This window comes from Pseudomonas kitaguniensis (genome assembly GCF_009296165.1).
GTDB lineage: Bacteria > Pseudomonadota > Gammaproteobacteria > Pseudomonadales > Pseudomonadaceae > Aquipseudomonas > Aquipseudomonas kitaguniensis.
In genome coordinates this window covers 1-16,484 of the sequence record NZ_VUAZ01000086.1, presented here as the reverse complement: position 1 = coordinate 16,484, position 16,484 = coordinate 1, and the positions used below count along the sequence as shown (strand labels likewise).

The 16,484-nt window shown below is 61.5% G+C and carries 16 protein-coding genes; 10 read left to right on the top strand and 6 right to left on the bottom strand.

Translation table 11 applies throughout. The features are described 5' to 3' along the window. Nucleotides 1–193 precede the first annotated feature (193 nt). Nucleotides 194–1,129, bottom strand: a complete 936-nt coding sequence (locus F0169_RS15470) for a lipid A biosynthesis lauroyl acyltransferase (RefSeq protein WP_152746997.1) — start codon at nucleotides 1,127–1,129, stop codon at nucleotides 194–196. A 118-nt stretch (nucleotides 1,130–1,247) separates the two neighbouring features. Here F0169_RS15470 and minC point away from each other — a divergent pair, with 118 nt between their 5' ends. The 7 genes from minC to F0169_RS15430 all read left to right on the top strand — a co-directional run bounded on the left by minC (nucleotide 1,248) and on the right by F0169_RS15430 (nucleotide 8,083). Continuing rightward, the gene (minC, locus tag F0169_RS15465) at nucleotides 1,248–1,985 is read left to right on the top strand and encodes a septum site-determining protein MinC (protein ID WP_058414228.1); all 738 of its coding nucleotides are present in this window, start codon (nucleotides 1,248–1,250) and stop codon (nucleotides 1,983–1,985) included. A 200-nt stretch (nucleotides 1,986–2,185) separates the two neighbouring features. Further along, nucleotides 2,186–2,998 carry a septum site-determining protein MinD gene (minD, locus tag F0169_RS15460; RefSeq protein ID WP_017737535.1) on the top strand — a complete coding sequence of 271 codons (813 nt, stop codon included), beginning with the start codon at nucleotides 2,186–2,188 and terminating at the stop codon, nucleotides 2,996–2,998. A 3-nt stretch (nucleotides 2,999–3,001) separates the two neighbouring features. Next, nucleotides 3,002–3,256 carry a cell division topological specificity factor MinE gene (minE, locus tag F0169_RS15455; protein WP_003175252.1) on the top strand — a complete coding sequence of 85 codons (255 nt, stop codon included), beginning with the start codon at nucleotides 3,002–3,004 and terminating at the stop codon, nucleotides 3,254–3,256. A 95-nt stretch (nucleotides 3,257–3,351) separates the two neighbouring features. Then, complete coding sequence (locus tag F0169_RS15450; protein WP_058414229.1) at nucleotides 3,352–3,987, top strand: RluA family pseudouridine synthase; 636 nt, start codon at nucleotides 3,352–3,354, stop codon at nucleotides 3,985–3,987. A 168-nt stretch (nucleotides 3,988–4,155) separates the two neighbouring features. Continuing rightward, a complete protein-coding gene (locus F0169_RS15440; RefSeq protein WP_122249562.1) occupies nucleotides 4,156–5,445 on the top strand; it encodes a M18 family aminopeptidase in 1,290 nt (429 codons plus the stop codon). A gap of 229 nt (nucleotides 5,446–5,674) precedes the next feature. Then, nucleotides 5,675–5,842, top strand: a complete 168-nt coding sequence (locus F0169_RS27415) for a hypothetical protein (protein ID WP_172979453.1) — start codon at nucleotides 5,675–5,677, stop codon at nucleotides 5,840–5,842. Nucleotides 5,843–5,914: 72 nt separating this feature from the next. Further along, complete coding sequence (locus tag F0169_RS15430; protein ID WP_172979454.1) at nucleotides 5,915–8,083, top strand: mechanosensitive ion channel domain-containing protein; 2,169 nt, start codon at nucleotides 5,915–5,917, stop codon at nucleotides 8,081–8,083. A 56-nt stretch (nucleotides 8,084–8,139) separates the two neighbouring features. Here F0169_RS15430 and F0169_RS15425 read toward each other — a convergent pair whose 3' ends face one another. The 5 genes from F0169_RS15425 to F0169_RS15405 all read right to left on the bottom strand — a co-directional run bounded on the left by F0169_RS15425 (nucleotide 8,140) and on the right by F0169_RS15405 (nucleotide 12,959). Continuing rightward, nucleotides 8,140–8,364: an MbtH family protein gene (locus tag F0169_RS15425; protein ID WP_058414232.1), complete on the bottom strand. Its 225-nt coding sequence runs from the start codon at nucleotides 8,362–8,364 to the stop codon at nucleotides 8,140–8,142. Between the two features lie 81 nt (nucleotides 8,365–8,445). After that, nucleotides 8,446–9,858, bottom strand: coding sequence for an aspartate aminotransferase family protein (locus F0169_RS15420; protein WP_058414233.1), 1,413 nt, complete (start codon nucleotides 9,856–9,858; stop codon nucleotides 8,446–8,448). A 193-nt stretch (nucleotides 9,859–10,051) separates the two neighbouring features. Next, nucleotides 10,052–10,819, bottom strand: a complete 768-nt coding sequence (locus F0169_RS15415) for an N-acetylmuramoyl-L-alanine amidase (protein WP_152746995.1) — start codon at nucleotides 10,817–10,819, stop codon at nucleotides 10,052–10,054. 125 nt (nucleotides 10,820–10,944) lie between these two features. Next, complete coding sequence (locus F0169_RS15410; protein ID WP_122249567.1) at nucleotides 10,945–12,264, bottom strand: ATP-binding protein; 1,320 nt, start codon at nucleotides 12,262–12,264, stop codon at nucleotides 10,945–10,947. Next, complete coding sequence (locus F0169_RS15405; RefSeq protein ID WP_152746994.1) at nucleotides 12,264–12,959, bottom strand: response regulator; 696 nt, start codon at nucleotides 12,957–12,959, stop codon at nucleotides 12,264–12,266. Before F0169_RS15405 ends, F0169_RS15410 begins: the two co-directional genes overlap by 1 nt. Before the next feature lie 176 nt (nucleotides 12,960–13,135). Between F0169_RS15405 and dsbD the strand changes: the two genes are divergently transcribed. The 3 genes from dsbD to dsbG are packed head-to-tail and all read left to right on the top strand — an operon-like array spanning nucleotide 13,136 to nucleotide 16,460. Then, complete coding sequence (gene dsbD / locus F0169_RS15400; protein ID WP_152746993.1) at nucleotides 13,136–14,863, top strand: protein-disulfide reductase DsbD; 1,728 nt, start codon at nucleotides 13,136–13,138, stop codon at nucleotides 14,861–14,863. Continuing rightward, entirely contained in the window at nucleotides 14,863–15,708 is an 846-nt protein-coding gene (locus F0169_RS15395) for a TlpA disulfide reductase family protein (protein WP_152746992.1), read from the top strand. Before dsbD ends, F0169_RS15395 begins: the two co-directional genes overlap by 1 nt. After that, a complete protein-coding gene (dsbG, locus tag F0169_RS15390; protein ID WP_152746991.1) occupies nucleotides 15,684–16,460 on the top strand; it encodes a thiol:disulfide interchange protein DsbG in 777 nt (258 codons plus the stop codon). Before F0169_RS15395 ends, dsbG begins: the two co-directional genes overlap by 25 nt. The last annotated feature ends 24 nt before the right edge of the window (nucleotides 16,461–16,484 follow it).

Here is a 16,484-nt window from a genome sequence, read left to right as displayed (position 1 = left end):
GCTTTTGCTTTTGATCTGAGATAAACCACGATGGCCGCACGCAGGCTTGAAGCCGTGGATAACCCGGCAGGACCCCGGGTTAGCCATCACCCGAATACTGAATATGTACCCAACCTGAAGAACACCCCAAGCCCGTTTCCCGCGCGACAGCGCTGCATCAAAGATGCAGCCACACAAAGCAAAATCGCTGCGGTTAGCGACGACGCTTTTCGTACAACTTGGGCTCACCCGGTGGCCGACTCTTGAAGCGTCGGTGCGTCCACAGGTATTGCTCTGGGCATTCACGCACCGAAGTTTCGACCCACTGGTTGATACGCAGGCAATCAACCTCGTCGCTTTCACCCGGAAAATCCGTCAGCGGCGGGTGAATCACCAAGCGATAACCGCTGCCATCCGCCAGCCGCTCCTGCGTAAACGGCACCACCAACGCCTTGCCCAAACGCGCAAACTTGCTGGTGGCTGTCACCGTGGCGGCCTGCACGCCGAACAGCGGCACGAAGATACTTTGCTTGGCGCCGTAGTCCTGGTCCGGCGCATACCAGATCGCGCGGCCGGCGCGCAGCAGCTTGAGCATGCCGCGCACGTCTTCGCGCTCAACCGCCAGGGAGTCGAGGTTATGCCGCTCGCGGCCACGGCGCTGAACGAAGTCGAACAGCGGGTTGGCGTGCTCGCGGTACATGCCATCAATGGTGTGCTTCTGGCCGAGCAAGGCCGCGCCGATTTCCAGGGTGGTGAAATGCAGGGCCATGAGGATCACGCCCTTGCCATCCAACTGCGCCTGTTTGAGGTGCTCAAGGCCTTCGACATGCGCCAGGCGTGCCAGGCGCTGACGCGACCACCACCAGCTCATGGCCATTTCAAAAAAGGCGATGCCGGTAGACGCGAAGTTTTCCTTGAGCAGCTTTTTACGTGCGGCCGCGGACTTTTCCGGGAAACACAGTTCCAGGTTACGCGCGGCAATGCGCCGACGGTCGCCAGCCACGTGGTACATGCCCGCGCCCAATAAACGACCAATGGTCAAAAGTGCCCGGTACGGCAATTGAGTGATCAGCCACAAGAGGCCGAGCCCCAGCCATAACAGCCAAAAACGCGGATGAAAAAATACAGCTCGAAAACGCGGGCGATCCATTACAGATTCCGGTAAAGACAGGGCCGCGCATTCTACAACGGTTCGACTCGGCTTGCGGCCCGTGGATGTTCTCGTTATAAGTCTCGACACTTTTCGTGACAAGCCGCTTTTGCCGACCATGAGCCAAACCGAACCGCTAGACCAAGATCCCGTGTTCCAGCTGAAAGGCAGCATGCTCGCCATTACCGTGCTGGAACTGGCCCGCAATGACCTCGACGCCCTCGACCGCCAACTGGCCGCCAAAGTCGCCCTGGCGCCGAATTTTTTCAACAATGCCCCGCTGGTACTCGCGCTGGACAAACTGCCGGCTGGCCAGGGCTTGATTGATTTGCCCGGCCTGATGCGCGTCTGCCGCTCGCATGGTTTGCGCACGCTGGCCATTCGCGCCAGCCGTATCGAAGACATCGCCGCCGCAATCGCTATTGAACTGCCCGTGTTGCCACCGTCCGGTGCGCGCGAGCGGCCGCTTGAGCAGAGCGAAGGTGAAGTGAAGAAAGCCCCGGAAAAACCGCCGGAGCCCAGCGTCAAGCCTACAAAGATCATCACCTCCCCCGTACGCGGTGGGCAGCAAATTTACGCCCAGGGCGGCGACTTGGTGGTGATCGCTTCGGTCAGCCCGGGCGCGGAACTTCTGGCCGATGGCAACATCCATGTATACGGCCCTATGCGCGGTCGTGCTTTGGCCGGCATCAAGGGTGATACCAAGGCGCGTATTTTTTGTCAGCAGTTGACCGCTGAGCTAGTGTCCGTAGCAGGCCAGTACAAGGTTGCAGAAGATTTGCGCCGCGATCCGCTGTGGGGCGCCTCGGTTCAAGTCAGCCTGTCGGGCGATGTGTTGAACATCACCCGTCTTTAACGGATACTGCCGCATTTTCCAAGCATCTCTAGACTCTGATAGCACAGCGAAACCGGCAAAACTTGTGTAGGAACAACTGAAAGTTGGCGTTTCCACGCGCAAACCACATCTTTTTCCTACAGAAGCTGTCCGCATGCCGCGAGTTTCAAGAGATGTTTTTCAGGGGCTGAAAAGTCCTTTTTCCTTAGGGGTGAAACACCTTGGCCAAGATTCTCGTGGTTACATCCGGCAAGGGTGGTGTGGGTAAGACCACCACCAGCGCCGCTATCGGTACCGGCCTCGCTTTGCGCGGTCACAAAACAGTCATCGTCGACTTCGACGTCGGTTTGCGTAACCTCGACCTGATCATGGGCTGCGAACGCCGCGTGGTGTACGACTTCGTCAACGTGGTAAACGGCGAAGCCAACCTGCAGCAGGCTTTGATCAAGGACAAGCGCCTTGAGAACCTGTACGTACTGGCCGCCAGCCAGACCCGCGACAAAGACGCGCTGACCAAAGAAGGCGTGGGCAAAGTGCTCGCCGAGTTGAAAGAAACCTTCGAATACGTAGTCTGCGATTCGCCGGCCGGCATCGAAACCGGTGCGCACCTGGCGATGTATTTCGCCGACGAAGCCATCGTCGTCACCAACCCGGAAGTTTCCTCGGTACGTGACTCCGACCGCATGCTCGGCCTGCTGGCGAGCAAATCCCAGCGTGCCGAAAAAGGTGAAGACCCGATCAAGGAGCACCTGCTGCTCACTCGCTATAACCCTGAGCGCGTCAGCAATGGCGAAATGCTCGGCGTCGAGGACGTCAAAGACATCCTCGCCGTAACATTGTTGGGCGTGATTCCGGAATCCCAGGCAGTGCTGAAGGCTTCCAACCAGGGCGTTCCGGTGATTCTTGACGACCAGAGCGACGCAGGCCAGGCGTACAGCGATGCAGTTGATCGCTTGCTGGGCAAGACCGTGGAACATCGCTTCCTCGACGTTAAGAAGAAGGGATTCTTCGAGCGTATCTTTGGAGGCAACTAAACAATGAAATTTCTCGACTTCTTTCGGGCCAACAAAAAGCCAAGTACCGCGTCGGTAGCGAAAGAGCGTCTACAGATCATCGTGGCGCACGAACGCGGCCAACGCAGCACGCCGGACTACCTGCCAGCCTTGCAAAAGGAGCTGGTCGAGGTGATCCGCAAGTACGTCAATATCGGCAACGACGATGTGCATGTCGCGCTCGAAAACGACGGCAGTTGCTCGATTCTGGAACTCAATATCACCCTGCCTGATCGTTAATCGAACAGGCGGTCGCCACGCGGCTCGGTCACCTTGATCCCGTTTCGGGAACGCGGTGAGCGAGCCGCCGTTGGCGTTTGTTACGAGGCTGTTTAATGCCGTTGTCGAATATCCATATCCTTCACCAGGACGAGGCTGTCCTGGTTGTGAACAAGCCAACCCTGCTGCTCTCGGTGCCCGGTCGCGCCGACGACAACAAGGATTGCCTGATCACCCGCCTGCAGGAAAACGGCTACCCCGAAGCGCGCATCGTGCATCGTTTGGACTGGGAAACGTCAGGGATCATCCTGCTGGCCCGCGACGCCGATAGCCATCGCGAACTGTCCCGCCAGTTTCATGACCGCGAAACCGAAAAGGCCTACACCGCGTTGGCCTGGGGCCAGCCGGCACTCGACAGCGGCAGTATCGACTTGCCCCTGCGCTACGACCCGCCGACCAAGCCTCGCCACGTGGTCGACCATGAATTCGGCAAACACGCGCTGACCTTCTGGAAGGTGCTGGAGCGTTGCGGCGACTGGTGCCGTGTGGAGCTGACGCCGATCACCGGGCGCTCGCACCAGTTGCGTGTGCACATGCTGTCGATCGGCCATCCGTTGCTCGGTGATGGCCTCTACGCGCATGAACAGGCCTTGGCCGCTTGGCCGCGGTTGTGCCTGCACGCGAGCATGTTGAGTTTTACGCACCCGCAGAGTGGCGAGCGTTTGCGCTTTGAGTGCCCCGCACCCTTTTGAAGTGCAAACCCCATCTACTGTGGGAGCGGGCTTGCTCGCGATGCAGGCACCTCGGTCCAGCAGGCACACCGAGTTGATGCCATCGCGAGCAAGCCCGCTCCCACATTTGTTCTGTGCACTTCGCGCCCTCGAACGGTAAACTCCGCACATTGCTGTCTGGAGCTATTTATGCGCGAAGCGTTGAATCAAGGCCTGATCGACTTCCTCAAGGCCTCCCCTACTCCTTTTCATGCCACTGCCGCCCTCGCCCAGCGCCTGGAAGCGGCCGGTTACCAGCGTCTCGACGAACGTGAAACCTGGGCCACCGAGGCCAACGGTCGTTACTACGTTACCCGTAACGACTCCTCGATCATCGCCTTCAAACTCGGCCGCCATTCGCCACTGCAAGGCGGCATTCGCCTGGTCGGCGCCCACACCGACAGCCCATGCTTGCGGGTTAAACCGCAACCGGAGCTGCAACGCCAGGGTTTCTGGCAATTGGGCGTCGAAGTCTACGGCGGTGCGCTGTTGGCCCCGTGGTTTGACCGCGACCTGTCGCTGGCCGGGCGCGTAACCTTCCGCCGCGACGGCAAGGTCGAAAGCCAGTTGATCGACTTCAAGCTGCCCATCGCCATCATTCCCAACCTGGCGATTCACCTGAACCGTGAAGCCAACCAGGGTTGGGCGATCAATGCCCAAACCGAGCTGCCGCCGATTCTCGCGCAGTTTGCCGGTGACGAGCGCGTGGACTTCCGCGCCGTGCTCACCGAGCAACTGGGGCGCGAGCACGGCTTGAACGCGGATGTGGTGCTCGACTACGAGCTGAGTTTTTACGACACGCAAAGCGCTGCGGTGATCGGCCTGAACGGCGACTTTATTGCCGGTGCGCGCCTCGACAACCTGCTGTCGTGCTACGCCGGCCTGCAAGCCTTGCTGACCAGCGAAACCGACGAAACCTGCGTGCTGGTGTGCAACGACCACGAAGAGGTCGGCTCTTGCTCGGCGTGCGGTGCTGACGGCCCGATGCTCGAACAGACGCTGCGCCGCTTGTTGCCGGAGGGCGACGAATTCGTACGCACCATTCAGAAATCACTGTTGGTGTCTGCAGACAACGCCCACGGCGTGCACCCCAATTACGCTGAAAAGCACGACGCCAACCACGGTCCCAAACTCAACGCAGGGCCGGTAATCAAGGTCAACAGTAACCAGCGTTACGCCACCAACAGCGAAACCGCCGGGTTCTTCCGCCACCTGTGCATGGCCCAGGAAGTCCCGGTGCAAAGCTTTGTGGTGCGCAGTGACATGGGTTGCGGCTCGACCATCGGCCCGATCACCGCCAGCCATTTGGGCGTGCGCACCGTGGACATCGGCCTGCCGACGTTTGCCATGCACTCGATCCGTGAACTCTGTGGCAGCCACGACCTGGCGCACCTGGTGAAGGTGTTGGGCGCGTTCTACGCAAGCCGTGATTTGCCCTGAGTTCACGCTAAAAAATGTGAGACGGAGCTTTTGTGGGAGCGGGCTTGCTCGCGATGCAGGCACCTCGGGCCATCAGGCACACCGAGTTGTAGCCATCGCGAGCAAGCCCGCTCCCACAGTTGCTCGCGGTCGGGGCTGTACAGCTGATCTGCGTCATCTGCACTTCCGGCAATCGGGCCTAAACTTGTCAGTATTCCGACTCCGACAAGGCCGTCGCACCATGATCTCCATGTCCTCTTTTCACACGATGCTTATCCCTGTTCTGATCGGCATGTTCCTGCTGATGGTTGGCTTCAACTTTCGCGACAAGCCCGTGGCGGTGTTTGGCATGTGGATCGGCATGCTGCTGATCCTCGGCACGGTGATTTACAAGATCCTCGCCAAACTGGCGGAATGACAAATGCACTCGCATTGGGCATAGCGGCCTCGTACACTCGGTAAATTCGTCGTTTCCAAGGTTGACCGCCTCGTGCTTTCCCGTCTGTTTGCCCTGCCCTGCTACTGCCTGATCGCCCTGCTGACGCTGCTGCCGCTCACGTCCGCCCAAGCCGTGGGCTTGCCCGGTTTGCTGGGCGGCACCCACGCCACCCAACCCCAGGCCGACGTGCCGCTGGGGCAGTCGTTGGACGAGGTGATCAAGACCCTGGAAAACGACCAGCAACGCACCCAGTTGCTGAGCGACCTGAAAAAACTCCGCGAAGCCACGCAAAAAGCCCAACCCGCTGCCGAACAGGGCGTACTGGGCTTGATCGGCAGTACGCTGTCGGGCCTTGAGCAGCAGTTCTCCGGTGCCGACAGCCCGCTCGGGCGCTGGACCAATGAGTTTGAGCAAGCCAAGGATGAGTTCAGCGCCTTGATGCTGCCGGCCGCCGAATGGCTGCCGATCATTTTCGGTTTTGCGGTGATCCTCGCGGTGTGGAGCCTGTTGGCCGCCGCGCTGATCTGGCTCGGCCACCGCGTACGCGTGCGGTTCGGCCTGCCCGAAGAATTGCCGCAGCACCCGCGCACCTGGGACATGCTGCGCTTCGCTCTGCGCAAACTGGGGCCGTGGTTGATCGCGCTGGTGATCACGGTTTACCTCAGCTACGCGCTGCCTTCATCGCTGGGCAAATCGCTGGCGATGGTGCTGGCGTATGCACTGGTGGTCGGCACCTGCTTTTCGGCCATTTGCGTCATCGCGTTCTCCCTGCTGGACGGCCCGCATCGCCACCGCGCGCTGTATATCCTGCGGCACCAGGCGTTTCGGCCACTGTGGTGGATCGGCAGCTTCGCCGCCTTTGGCGAGGCCCTGAGCGACCCACGGCTGGTCGCGGCGCTCGGCCAGCACCTGGCCCACACAGCGGCGACCGTGGCCAATGTGATGGCAGCCTTGTCGACCGGCGTATTTATCCTGCGCTTCCGCCGGCCGATCGCCCACTTGATCCGCAACCAGCCGCTGTCTCGTCGCCTTACGCGCCGCGCCCTCAGCGACACCCTGTCGATCATCGGCACCTTCTGGTACTTGCCGGCGCTGCTGCTGGTGGGCATCTCGTTGTTCGCCACCTTCCTCTCCGCCGGCGACACCAGCACCGCCCTGCGTCAGTCGTTGTTGTGCACGGTGTTGCTGGTGTTGTGCATGGTGATCAACGGCCTGGTGCGGCGCCACGCACTCAAGCCGCAACGCGGTCACAAACGCCATGCGCTGTATTCCGATCGCCTGAAAAGCTTCGTGTACACCCTGGCCCACTTGGTGGTGTGGCTGGTGTTTATCGAACTGGGCCTGCGCGTCTGGGGCTTGTCGCTGATTCGCTTTACCGAGGGCGACGGCCATGAAGTCAGCGTCAAGTTGTTCGGCCTCGCCGGGACGTTGCTGTTTGCCTGGCTGATCTGGATTCTCAGTGACACGGCAATCCACCATGCCCTGACCCGCTCGCGCAAAGGCCTTGCCAACGCGCGTGCGCAAACCATGATGCCGCTGATCCGCAACGTGCTGTTCGTGACCATTTTTATCATCGCCGCGATCGTTGCCCTGGCGAACATGGGCATGAACGTGACGCCGTTGCTGGCCGGTGCCGGTGTGATCGGCCTGGCCATCGGTTTTGGTGCGCAGTCGCTGGTGGCGGACTTGATCACCGGCTTGTTCATCATCATCGAAGACTCGCTGGCCATCGACGACTACGTAGACGTCGGCGGCCACCTCGGCACTGTCGAAGGCTTGACCATCCGTACCGTGCGCCTGCGCGACATCGACGGCATTGTGCACACCATCCCGTTCAGCGAAATCAAGAGCATCAAGAACTACTCGCGGGAGTTCGGCTATGCGATTTTCCGGGTGGCGATTCCGTACAACATGGAGATCGACGAGGCGATCAAGCTGATGCGCGACGTTGGCCAGAAAATGCGTAACGACCCCCTGCAACGCCGCAATATCTGGTCGCCGCTGGAGATTCAGGGTGTGGAAAGTTTTGAGTCGGGCAGCGCGATTTTGCGCGCACGCTTTAAAACGGCGCCGATCAAGCAGTGGGAGGTGTCGCGGGCGTTTAACTTGTCGCTCAAGCGCCATCTGGATGAGGCGGGGCTGGATTTGGCTACGCCGCGTTTGAGTGTGCAGGTGGTGACGGCGGGCGTGGTGGGGTTGGAGAAAGAGAGCAGTGCGTGAAGTGGCGGGTTGTGGTGTTGCCAGCACAACCCCCTGTGGCTAGCAGGCTTGCAGGGTTAGCCTGCGAGGGTGGCGCCGTCCATCTTTTGGCGCAGGCTCAACGGGCGCATGTCGGTCCAGACTTCTTCGATGTAGGCCAGGCATTCTTTTTTCATGCCGCTCTTGCCCACGGTGCGCCAGCCTTCCGGCACGGCCTTGTAGTCTGGCCAGATGGAATACTGTTCTTCGTGGTTGACCACTACCTGAAACAGGATGTCGTCGCGGTCAAATACTGAGGTCATTGCGGTTCTCCGTCGCTCAAAGGCTGGCTGCGCACCACGCGCAGCGCTATATCTGTAGAAACGTACCAAGCGTGTGAAAAATTAGAGGCGGGCAACCGCTGCCGATAAGGCGCGCCCGAAGATCTCGGCCACGCGATCGATCTCGGCAGCGGTGATCACCAGCGGCGGCAAGAAACGCACGACGCTGCCATGCCGACCGCCGAGTTCCAGGATCAGCCCGCGCTTGAGGCATTCGCGCTGCACCAGCGGCGCCAGTTGGCGATGCACCGGCGGGTGGCCCTGGATGTCGAGCGGGCCCTGCGGGTCAACCAGTTCCACGCCCAGCATCAGCCCACGGCCACGAATATCGCCCAACTGCGCAAAGTCGCGCTGCAAAATACGCAGGTGCTCACCGAGGCGCTCGCCCATGGCAGTGGCGTGGCTGGGCACGTCGTGTTCCTTGAGGTAGCGCATCACCGCCGAACCCGCCGCCATTGCCAACTGATTGCCGCGAAACGTCCCGGCATGTGCGCCCGGTAACCAGGTGTCGAGCCAGTCGCGGTACACCACCACCGCCAGCGGCAAGCTGCCGCCAATGGCTTTGGACAGCACCACCACATCCGGGATGATGCCGGCGTGTTCGAAGGCAAACATCTTGCCGGTGCGGCCGAAACCACTCTGGATTTCATCGACGATCAACGCCACGCCAGCCTGCTCGGTGATACGCCGCAGGCCGCGCAGCCAGTCCAGATCGGCCGGAATCACGCCGCCCTCGCCCTGCACCACTTCAACAATCACCGCCGCCGGCAACAACACCCCGGCTTCCGGGTCGTTGAGCAGGTTTTGCAGGTAATGCAGGTTGACCTGCACGCCTTGCGCACCGCCCAAACCGAATGGGCAACGGTAGTCGTAGGGGTACGGCAAGAACTGCACGCCATTACTCAGCAGTGCGCCCAAGGGTTTTTTCGGCCCCAGGCTGCCCATCAGGCTCAGCGCGCCCTGGCTCATGCCGTGATAACCGCCTTGGAACGACAGCACCGTGCTGCGCCCCGTGGCGGTACGCACCAATTTCAACGCAGCTTCGACCGCATCAGTGCCGGTGGGGCCGCAGAACTGGATTTTCGCTTCGCGGGCCAGCTCGGTCGGCAACAGGCCGAACAGGTCCTGCACGAACTGGTCCTTCACCGGCGTGGTCAGGTCGAGGGTGTGCAGCGGCAGCTCGTCGATCAATACCTGCTGAATCGCTTCGATCACCACCGGGTGGTTGTGGCCCAACGCCAAAGTGCCCGCGCCGGCCAGGCAGTCGATGAAACGGCGGCCTTCCACGTCTTCCACGTAGATGCCTTTGGCGCGTTTGAGTGCCAGCGGGATGCGCCGCGGGTAACTGCGGGCATTCGATTCCTGCTGACGTTGGCGGGCCAGCAATGGGCTTTCTTCGAACGCGTAAAGCGTTTCCGTGGGCGCTGCGGTGGAGTAAACCTCGGGGGCTTCGATACGGCTGGTAGCGACTGACATCTCTCGATCCCTCAATACGCTGGTGGGGGTGACCAAACTGCCGATCCGTGTGTTTATGTGTGGCTCAGGCGCACGGATGTGATGTTTTGGAGACGTACCAGCGTTGATGCGATTTAGGCGTCTGGTCGCTTTTGACCCGGTGCCCGTCCGAGCAGATCGTTCTTACGCTATGCGTGGTAACGATCACGGAACCTCACCCGGCGCGATACCGCTCGTTCAACGCATACAAAATCGCACACGTCTCACCGTCCAGCACCCCACGGTAATCGCTCTGCCGAAAGTGCATTTGAAACGCCCGGGTACGTTGCTCAAATGCCTGACGACTCCAGGCCGGTTTGTACCCATACCGCTGAAACGCCCGCTCTACCTCCACCTCCGGCGGCAACCCGATGCAAAACCTGCGCTGGTACATCGCCCGCGTCGGTTCTTCAAACCAGGCGCCCACGCCTGCCTCAAACAAGCAGCGCCACGGCAAGCGTGGCCCCGGATCGCTCTTGCGCCAGTACGCCACGTCCGAATGCCCAAGCACGTCGACCGGTGCAATCTGCGGATAGCGCCCAAGCAGGTCGCGCAACAGGGCAATCAACACATCGACCTGCTCCTGTGCGTACGCAGGAAAGGTGAACACACCGCCATCATCGCGGGCCACATTGACAATCTCGATGCCAATCGAGCGGCTATTGAGGTTGTCCCGCCCACCCCAATGGCTGACGCCGGCATGCCAGGCACGCTTATCTTCAGCCACCAGCCGAAACACCCGTAGCTCGTCATACCCGGTGGCGCGATAACCGGAGTCATCGGGATCGGGCAGCAAATAGTGAGCGCTGACCCCGTCTTGGGTGAGGGTGCGCAGCGACGAAGCAAAGGGCGCCGCGGTGTAATGCAGGATCACCTGCCGCACGGGCTCGCCGTTGCGCTCGTTGAAATCCTTGGCGGGGAAACTGCTATCGATAACCAACATAAGAACCGTCCTTTTCAGTACAGGCCGAGTCATTCAGCCCGTTCAAACGCAAATAATTACCGCCATCCTGACGCGCTGAGCGTCAGGTGGGCGGTAGCTATTTATGAGCGTTTGAAGAAAAGTGATCAGCGCCGCAAGGGCATGCCCAAGTCGACCCGCAAGCCATCCGGCTGGCTGTCGAATTTCAATGAGCAGGAACAGCGCTGCACAATCGCCTGCACAATCGCCAGGCCCAGCCCGCAGCCCTCGCTGTTGCCATTGCGCCAGAAGCGTTGGGTCAGGTATTGCAGGTCCTCGCTGGAGATCTGCGTGCCATGGTCACGCACGCGGAACACCACCGTGTTGGCGCTGGTGAATACATTCAGCTCCACGCGCGTGTCATGCGGGGTGTGGCGCAGGGCGTTATCCAGCAAGTTACGCAGGGCGGCCACGGCGAGGGCGACCGGCATCTCCACCGGGGTTTCGGTGAGGTTGCCTGCCAGCACCAAATCTATACGGCGGTTATCACCCGCATTCGCGTCCTGTATCGCCAGCCGCGCGACTTGTTCGGCGCTCGACTGCAGGCCATCGTCGAACGACAGGCTGCCTTCCACGCGCGCCAGCAAGAGCAATTGCTCAAGGGTGCGGTGCAAGCGGTCGGCGCCCTCTTCGGCATGCGCCAGCGACTGGTCGCGGGCCGCGCCGTCGGTCATGCGCGCCACTTGCAGGTGGGTCTTGATCGCCGTCAGCGGGCTGCGCAGTTCGTGGGCGGCGTCGCCGGTGAGGCGGCGCTCACGCTCGATGGTCTTGGCGATGCGTTGCAGCAGTTGGTTCTGGGTGTCGAGCAACGGTTTCAATTCGCTGGGCAGCGGGTGAATCTGCAGCGGTTCGAGGGAGTCGGCACTGCGGCGCATCAATGCATCACGCATGCGGTTGAGCGGCAACAGGCTCTGGCCGATGCCCAGCCACAGCAGGCACAAACACCCGAGCAAGGCCACGCCGACCGGCACTGAAGCCGCCAGCAATATCGACAGGTTCAGCGCCTCGCGCTCAACCTGGCGGTCGGCGGTGGTGATCAACAGGTCGCCGCGCGACAGGGTGAAACTGCGCCAGCCCACGCCGTCGATCACCTGGTCGCGAAAACCGCTCTTGCGCGATTCCAGGCCTTCATCGGGTGTGGTGTGGCTGCGCGCCAGAATTTCGCCGCGCAAGGAGCTGACCTGACAGGCCATGCCGCCCGGCACATTCAGTTGTTCGGTGCGCAAATGCGTGCCGCCGCTGACGCTGGCCAAGCCCGGCATTTGTTCGGTCAGCCCGGCGACCATGCGTGCCGACGCCACCAGCCGCTGATCCAGCGAGAACATCATCTGGTTGCGCAAATCGTTGAGCATCCAGGCCGCCGCCAGCACCCAGATCAACACAAAGGCAGCGCCCAGCTTGAACGTCAGGCGCAGGCGCAGGCTCATCACGACAGGTGCTCTGCTTCATCGGCGGGGCCAACATCCGCAGCGCCCAGGCGATAGCCCAAGCCGCGCACGGTCTCGACGATGCCATTGCCCAACTTGCGCCGCAGGTGGTGGATATGCACGTTGAGGGCGTTGCTTTCCAGCTCGTCGTTAAAGCCGTACACGCTGTCTTTGAGCTGTTCGCTGGACAGCACACGGCCCTTGTTGTGCAACAGCGCCTGCAACAGCGCTTGCTCGCGACGCGAGAGGTCGACCGGCTGGCCCGCCAGGAAGGTTTCGCGGCTGCTCGGGTCGTAGGCCAGTTGGCCGTGCTCGATCAGGTTAACCCGGCGCCCCGCCACGCGACGCAACAGGGTTTGCAGGCGTGCGGCAAGTTCGCGCAGGTCGAAAGGCTTGAGCAGGTAGTCGTCGGCACCGGCTTGCAAGCCGTCAACGCGGTTGGTCACCGAGTCACGCGCGGTGAGAATCAGCACCGGGATTTCCAAACCTTGGCTGCGCAGCTGCTGCAGCAGTTTAAGGCCGTCTTCATCGGGCAACCCGAGGTCAAGCACCATGATGTCGAACGTCGCCGCCTTGAGCATCGCCCGCGCGGCAGCGGCCGTGGCCACGCGCTCGACGGTAAAGCCCTGAGCGCCGAGCCCGGCGACGATGCCGCTGGCGATCAGTTCGTCGTCTTCACAGACCAGTACGTGCATGGTGAACCCTTCATGAAAGATGCGGGGATTAAAGGGGCTGCGGATTAAGCGCAGATTATGCCGTGAAAACAGGCGCGCTCTGTCACCGCCTTCACTTTAGAATAGCTGCCGGTTAATCATCGGTTAATCAACGCCACACATTGTGTGCCTCACTTGCATCAAACTAAGGCTTGACCATGCGGTATTTGTTTACCTTTTTGCTGGTGGTATTCGCAGGGTTTGCCCAGGCTGCGCCGGGTAATCCTTTTGAGACCAAACCCGAGTTCCTGCCGGTGGGCAAAGCCTTCACCTTTACCTCCGAGCGCCTGGAGTCTGGCGAGACCCAGCTGTATTGGCAAATTGCCGATGGTTATTATCTGTACCAACAGCGCATGAAGTTCGACGGCCTGGCCGAAAAGCCGGTATTGCCGCAGGGCGAAGCGCACAGCGATGAATTCTTCGGCGAGCAGCAAGTGTATCGCCAAGGCCTGGAAATCAAGATTCCTGCGGGTGCCACCGGCCAGCTCAAGCTCGGTTGGCAGGGCTGCGCAGATGCCGGCCTGTGCTACCCGCCGCAGTCGATCACCGTAGACCTGGGCGGTAACCCCGCCGCTGCCGGTACAGCGCAGGCTCAGGACCAAAGCCTGGCCAGCGGCTTGCAACAGCGCAGCCTGGGTTGGAGCCTGCTGGTGTTCTTTGGCCTCGGCCTGCTGTTGGCATTCGCCCCGTGTTCGCTGCCGATGCTGCCGATTCTGGCGGGCTTGGTGGTCGGCAGTGGCGCCAGCCCGCGTCGCGGGTTTGCCTTGGCCAGTAGCTACGTGGTGTGCATGGCCCTGGTGTATGCGGCGCTCGGCGTACTCGCCGCGCTGCTCGGCGGCAACCTGGCCGCACTGCTGCAAACGCCGTGGATTCTGGGCAGTTTCGCTGCACTGTTTGTGATGCTCGCGCTGCCGATGTTCGGTTTCTTTGAGCTGCAACTACCGGCTTTCGTGCGTGACCGCCTGGATAACGTCAGCCGCCGGCAAAGCGGTGGCAGCTTGGTGGGCGCAGGCGTGCTGGGTGCGCTGTCCGGCCTGCTGGTTGGCCCGTGCATGACCGCGCCGCTGGCCGGTGCGCTGTTGTATATCGCGCAAAGCGGCAATGCGCTGCACGGCGGGCTGATCCTGTTCGCCATGGGCATCGGTATCGGCATTCCGCTGTTGCTGCTGGTCACGGTGGGCAACCGCTTCTTGCCCAAACCGGGCACCTGGATGAACATACTCAAGGGCATCTTCGGCTTCCTGTTCCTGGGCACGGCGGTGCTGATGATTCGCCCTGTGGTGGATCAAAGCCTGTGGCTCGGCTTATGGGGCGCATTGGCGCTGGTGATGGCGTACTGCGGCTGGGGTCTTGCGCGTGAATACGGGCTGGCGGCCAAGCTGTTTGGCGCCACGTCTTTGGTGCTGGGCCTGTGGGGCGCGCTGCTGGTGGTGGGCGCGGCCGGTGGCAGCGACGACCTGTGGCAACCCTTGAAGGTCTACAGCGGCTCAAAACTTGCCGCTGCGCCGAGCGCCCACGACGCGTTCATCACGATCAACGACCCGGCCGAGCTGCAACGCCAGCTCGACAGCGCCAAGGCCCAGGGCCAATGGGTGCTGGTGGACTACTACGCCGACTGGTGCGTGTCGTGCAAAATCATGGAAAAACAAGTGTTCGGCAAACCCGACGTGTTGGCCGCATTGAAAGACGTGCGCCTGCTGCGCCTCGACGTCACCGCCGACAACGCTGCGAGCCGCGCGCTGCTCGGCCATTACCAAGTGCCGGGGCCACCGAGTTTTGTGTGGGTCGGCCCGGACGGTGAAGAACGCCGTGCCCAGCGCATCACCGGCGAAGTGAATGCCGACGCCTTCCTGCAACGCTGGACGCAAACCCGAGACGCGCGCTAATGCTGACCTTGACCATCGGCACCTTCGCCATCGCCCTGAATCACATCCTGCTGATCAGCGCGTTGATTCTAGCCACCGTGGTCGGCTGGCGCGTGGCCAAGCGTGGCGGTGAAAACCCGGAGTCGGTGCTGTTCAGCCTGTTCCTGTTAGGCCTGCTGGCCGCGCGCGTCAGCTTTGTGTTGATGTACTGGGACGAATACCGGCACGACCCGCTGCAGATGGTCGACCTGCGCGACGGTGGTTTTCTCGCCTGGCCCGGCGTGATTGCACTGGTACTCGGCGCGTTGGCCTACGGTTGGCGGCGCCCTGCCCTGCGCAAACCGCTGAGTGCCGCGGTAATCACCGGGCTAGTGTTTTGGGGCATGACCAGCGTGTCCCTGAGCCTGTACGACAAGGGCTCGCAACTGCCGGACATCACGCTGCGCAACGCCAATGGTGAGGAGGTGCAACTCGCCGATTATCGCGGCGGGCCGCTGGTGATCAACCTGTGGGCCACCTGGTGCCCGCCGTGCCGCCGGGAAATGCCGGTGCTGGAGCGCGCGCAACGCCTGCGGCCCGACGTGACCTTTCTGTTCGTCAACCAGGCCGAAAGCATGCAAAGCGTCAGCACCTTCCTCGCCACCCAAGGTTTGACGCTCGACAACGTGCTGTTTGACGCCAGTGGCCGCCTCGGCCAAGCCGTGGGTTCGATGGCCCTGCCGACCACGCTGTTCTACCAAGCCGATGGGCGCCTGATCAACAGCCACCTCGGCGAACTGTCCCAAGCCAGCCTGGCCCGCGCCATGGAACCCTTCGACACCGCCCCAACAAGGAAACCCACATGCCAAGCCTCCGCCACCTGCTGACCTTGCTGCCTCTGAGCCTGTTGTCTCTGAGCCTGGCCGCCACCCAGGCCCAGGCCGAAGACTGGCCGGCACCGATCAAGCAGATCGAAGCAAAGGGCGCCAAAATCCTCGGCACGTTTGACGCGCCCAGCGGCCTCACCGGCTACGCCGCGCAGTACCAGAACCGCGGCATGGCGCTGTACCTGACCGCCGACGGCAAAAACGTGCTGGCCGGCAACCTCTACGACGCACAAGGCAATGACCTGAGCAACGCGCCGCTGGAAAAACTGGTGTACGCGCCAATGGCCAAGGAAGTCTGGGCCAAGATGGAAAACAGCCACTGGATTCAGGACGGCGATAAAAACGCACCGCGCACCGTCTACCTGTTCAGCGACCCCAACTGCCCGTACTGCAACATGTTCTGGCAACAGGCGCGGCCATGGGTCAAAGCCGGCAAAGTACAGTTGCGCCACGTGATGGTCGGCATCATCCGCGAAGACAGCCCCGGCAAGTCGGCCGCACTGCTCGCCGCCAAAGACCCGCAAAAAGCCCTGGAAGAACACGAAGCCGCCGGCAAGGCCAGCAAATTGCAGGCACTGGACAAGATCCCGGCTGCTATCGAAGCCAAGCTTGATGCCAACATGAAGTTGATGGAGGAACTGGAGTTGTCGGCCACGCCAGCGATTTTCTACCTGGATGACAAAGGCGCGCTGCAGCAACAGCAAGGCGCGCCATCGCCTGAAAAATTGAACAAGATCATGGGGCCGAAATAAGCGAACTCGGTCAAAACTGTGGGA

Excerpts from the sequence above, each read along its gene's own strand:
- F0169_RS15470 (WP_152746997.1), bottom strand. The coding sequence starts at position 1,129 with ATGGATCGCCCGCGTTTTCGAGCTGTATTTTTTCATCCGCGTTTTTGG.
- minC (WP_058414228.1), top strand. The coding sequence starts at position 1,248 with ATGAGCCAAACCGAACCGCTAGACCAAGATCCCGTGTTCCAGCTGAAA.
- minE (WP_003175252.1), top strand. The coding sequence starts at position 3,002 with ATGAAATTTCTCGACTTCTTTCGGGCCAACAAAAAGCCAAGTACCGCG.
- F0169_RS15450 (WP_058414229.1), top strand. The coding sequence starts at position 3,352 with ATGCCGTTGTCGAATATCCATATCCTTCACCAGGACGAGGCTGTCCTG.
- F0169_RS15440 (WP_122249562.1), top strand. The coding sequence starts at position 4,156 with ATGCGCGAAGCGTTGAATCAAGGCCTGATCGACTTCCTCAAGGCCTCC.
- F0169_RS27415 (WP_172979453.1), top strand. The coding sequence starts at position 5,675 with ATGTCCTCTTTTCACACGATGCTTATCCCTGTTCTGATCGGCATGTTC.
- F0169_RS15425 (WP_058414232.1), bottom strand. The coding sequence starts at position 8,364 with ATGACCTCAGTATTTGACCGCGACGACATCCTGTTTCAGGTAGTGGTC.
- F0169_RS15420 (WP_058414233.1), bottom strand. The coding sequence starts at position 9,858 with ATGTCAGTCGCTACCAGCCGTATCGAAGCCCCCGAGGTTTACTCCACC.
- F0169_RS15415 (WP_152746995.1), bottom strand. The coding sequence starts at position 10,819 with ATGTTGGTTATCGATAGCAGTTTCCCCGCCAAGGATTTCAACGAGCGC.
- F0169_RS15410 (WP_122249567.1), bottom strand. The coding sequence starts at position 12,264 with ATGAGCCTGCGCCTGCGCCTGACGTTCAAGCTGGGCGCTGCCTTTGTG.
- F0169_RS15405 (WP_152746994.1), bottom strand. The coding sequence starts at position 12,959 with ATGCACGTACTGGTCTGTGAAGACGACGAACTGATCGCCAGCGGCATC.
- dsbD (WP_152746993.1), top strand. The coding sequence starts at position 13,136 with ATGCGGTATTTGTTTACCTTTTTGCTGGTGGTATTCGCAGGGTTTGCC.
- F0169_RS15395 (WP_152746992.1), top strand. The coding sequence starts at position 14,863 with ATGCTGACCTTGACCATCGGCACCTTCGCCATCGCCCTGAATCACATC.
- dsbG (WP_152746991.1), top strand. The coding sequence starts at position 15,684 with ATGCCAAGCCTCCGCCACCTGCTGACCTTGCTGCCTCTGAGCCTGTTG.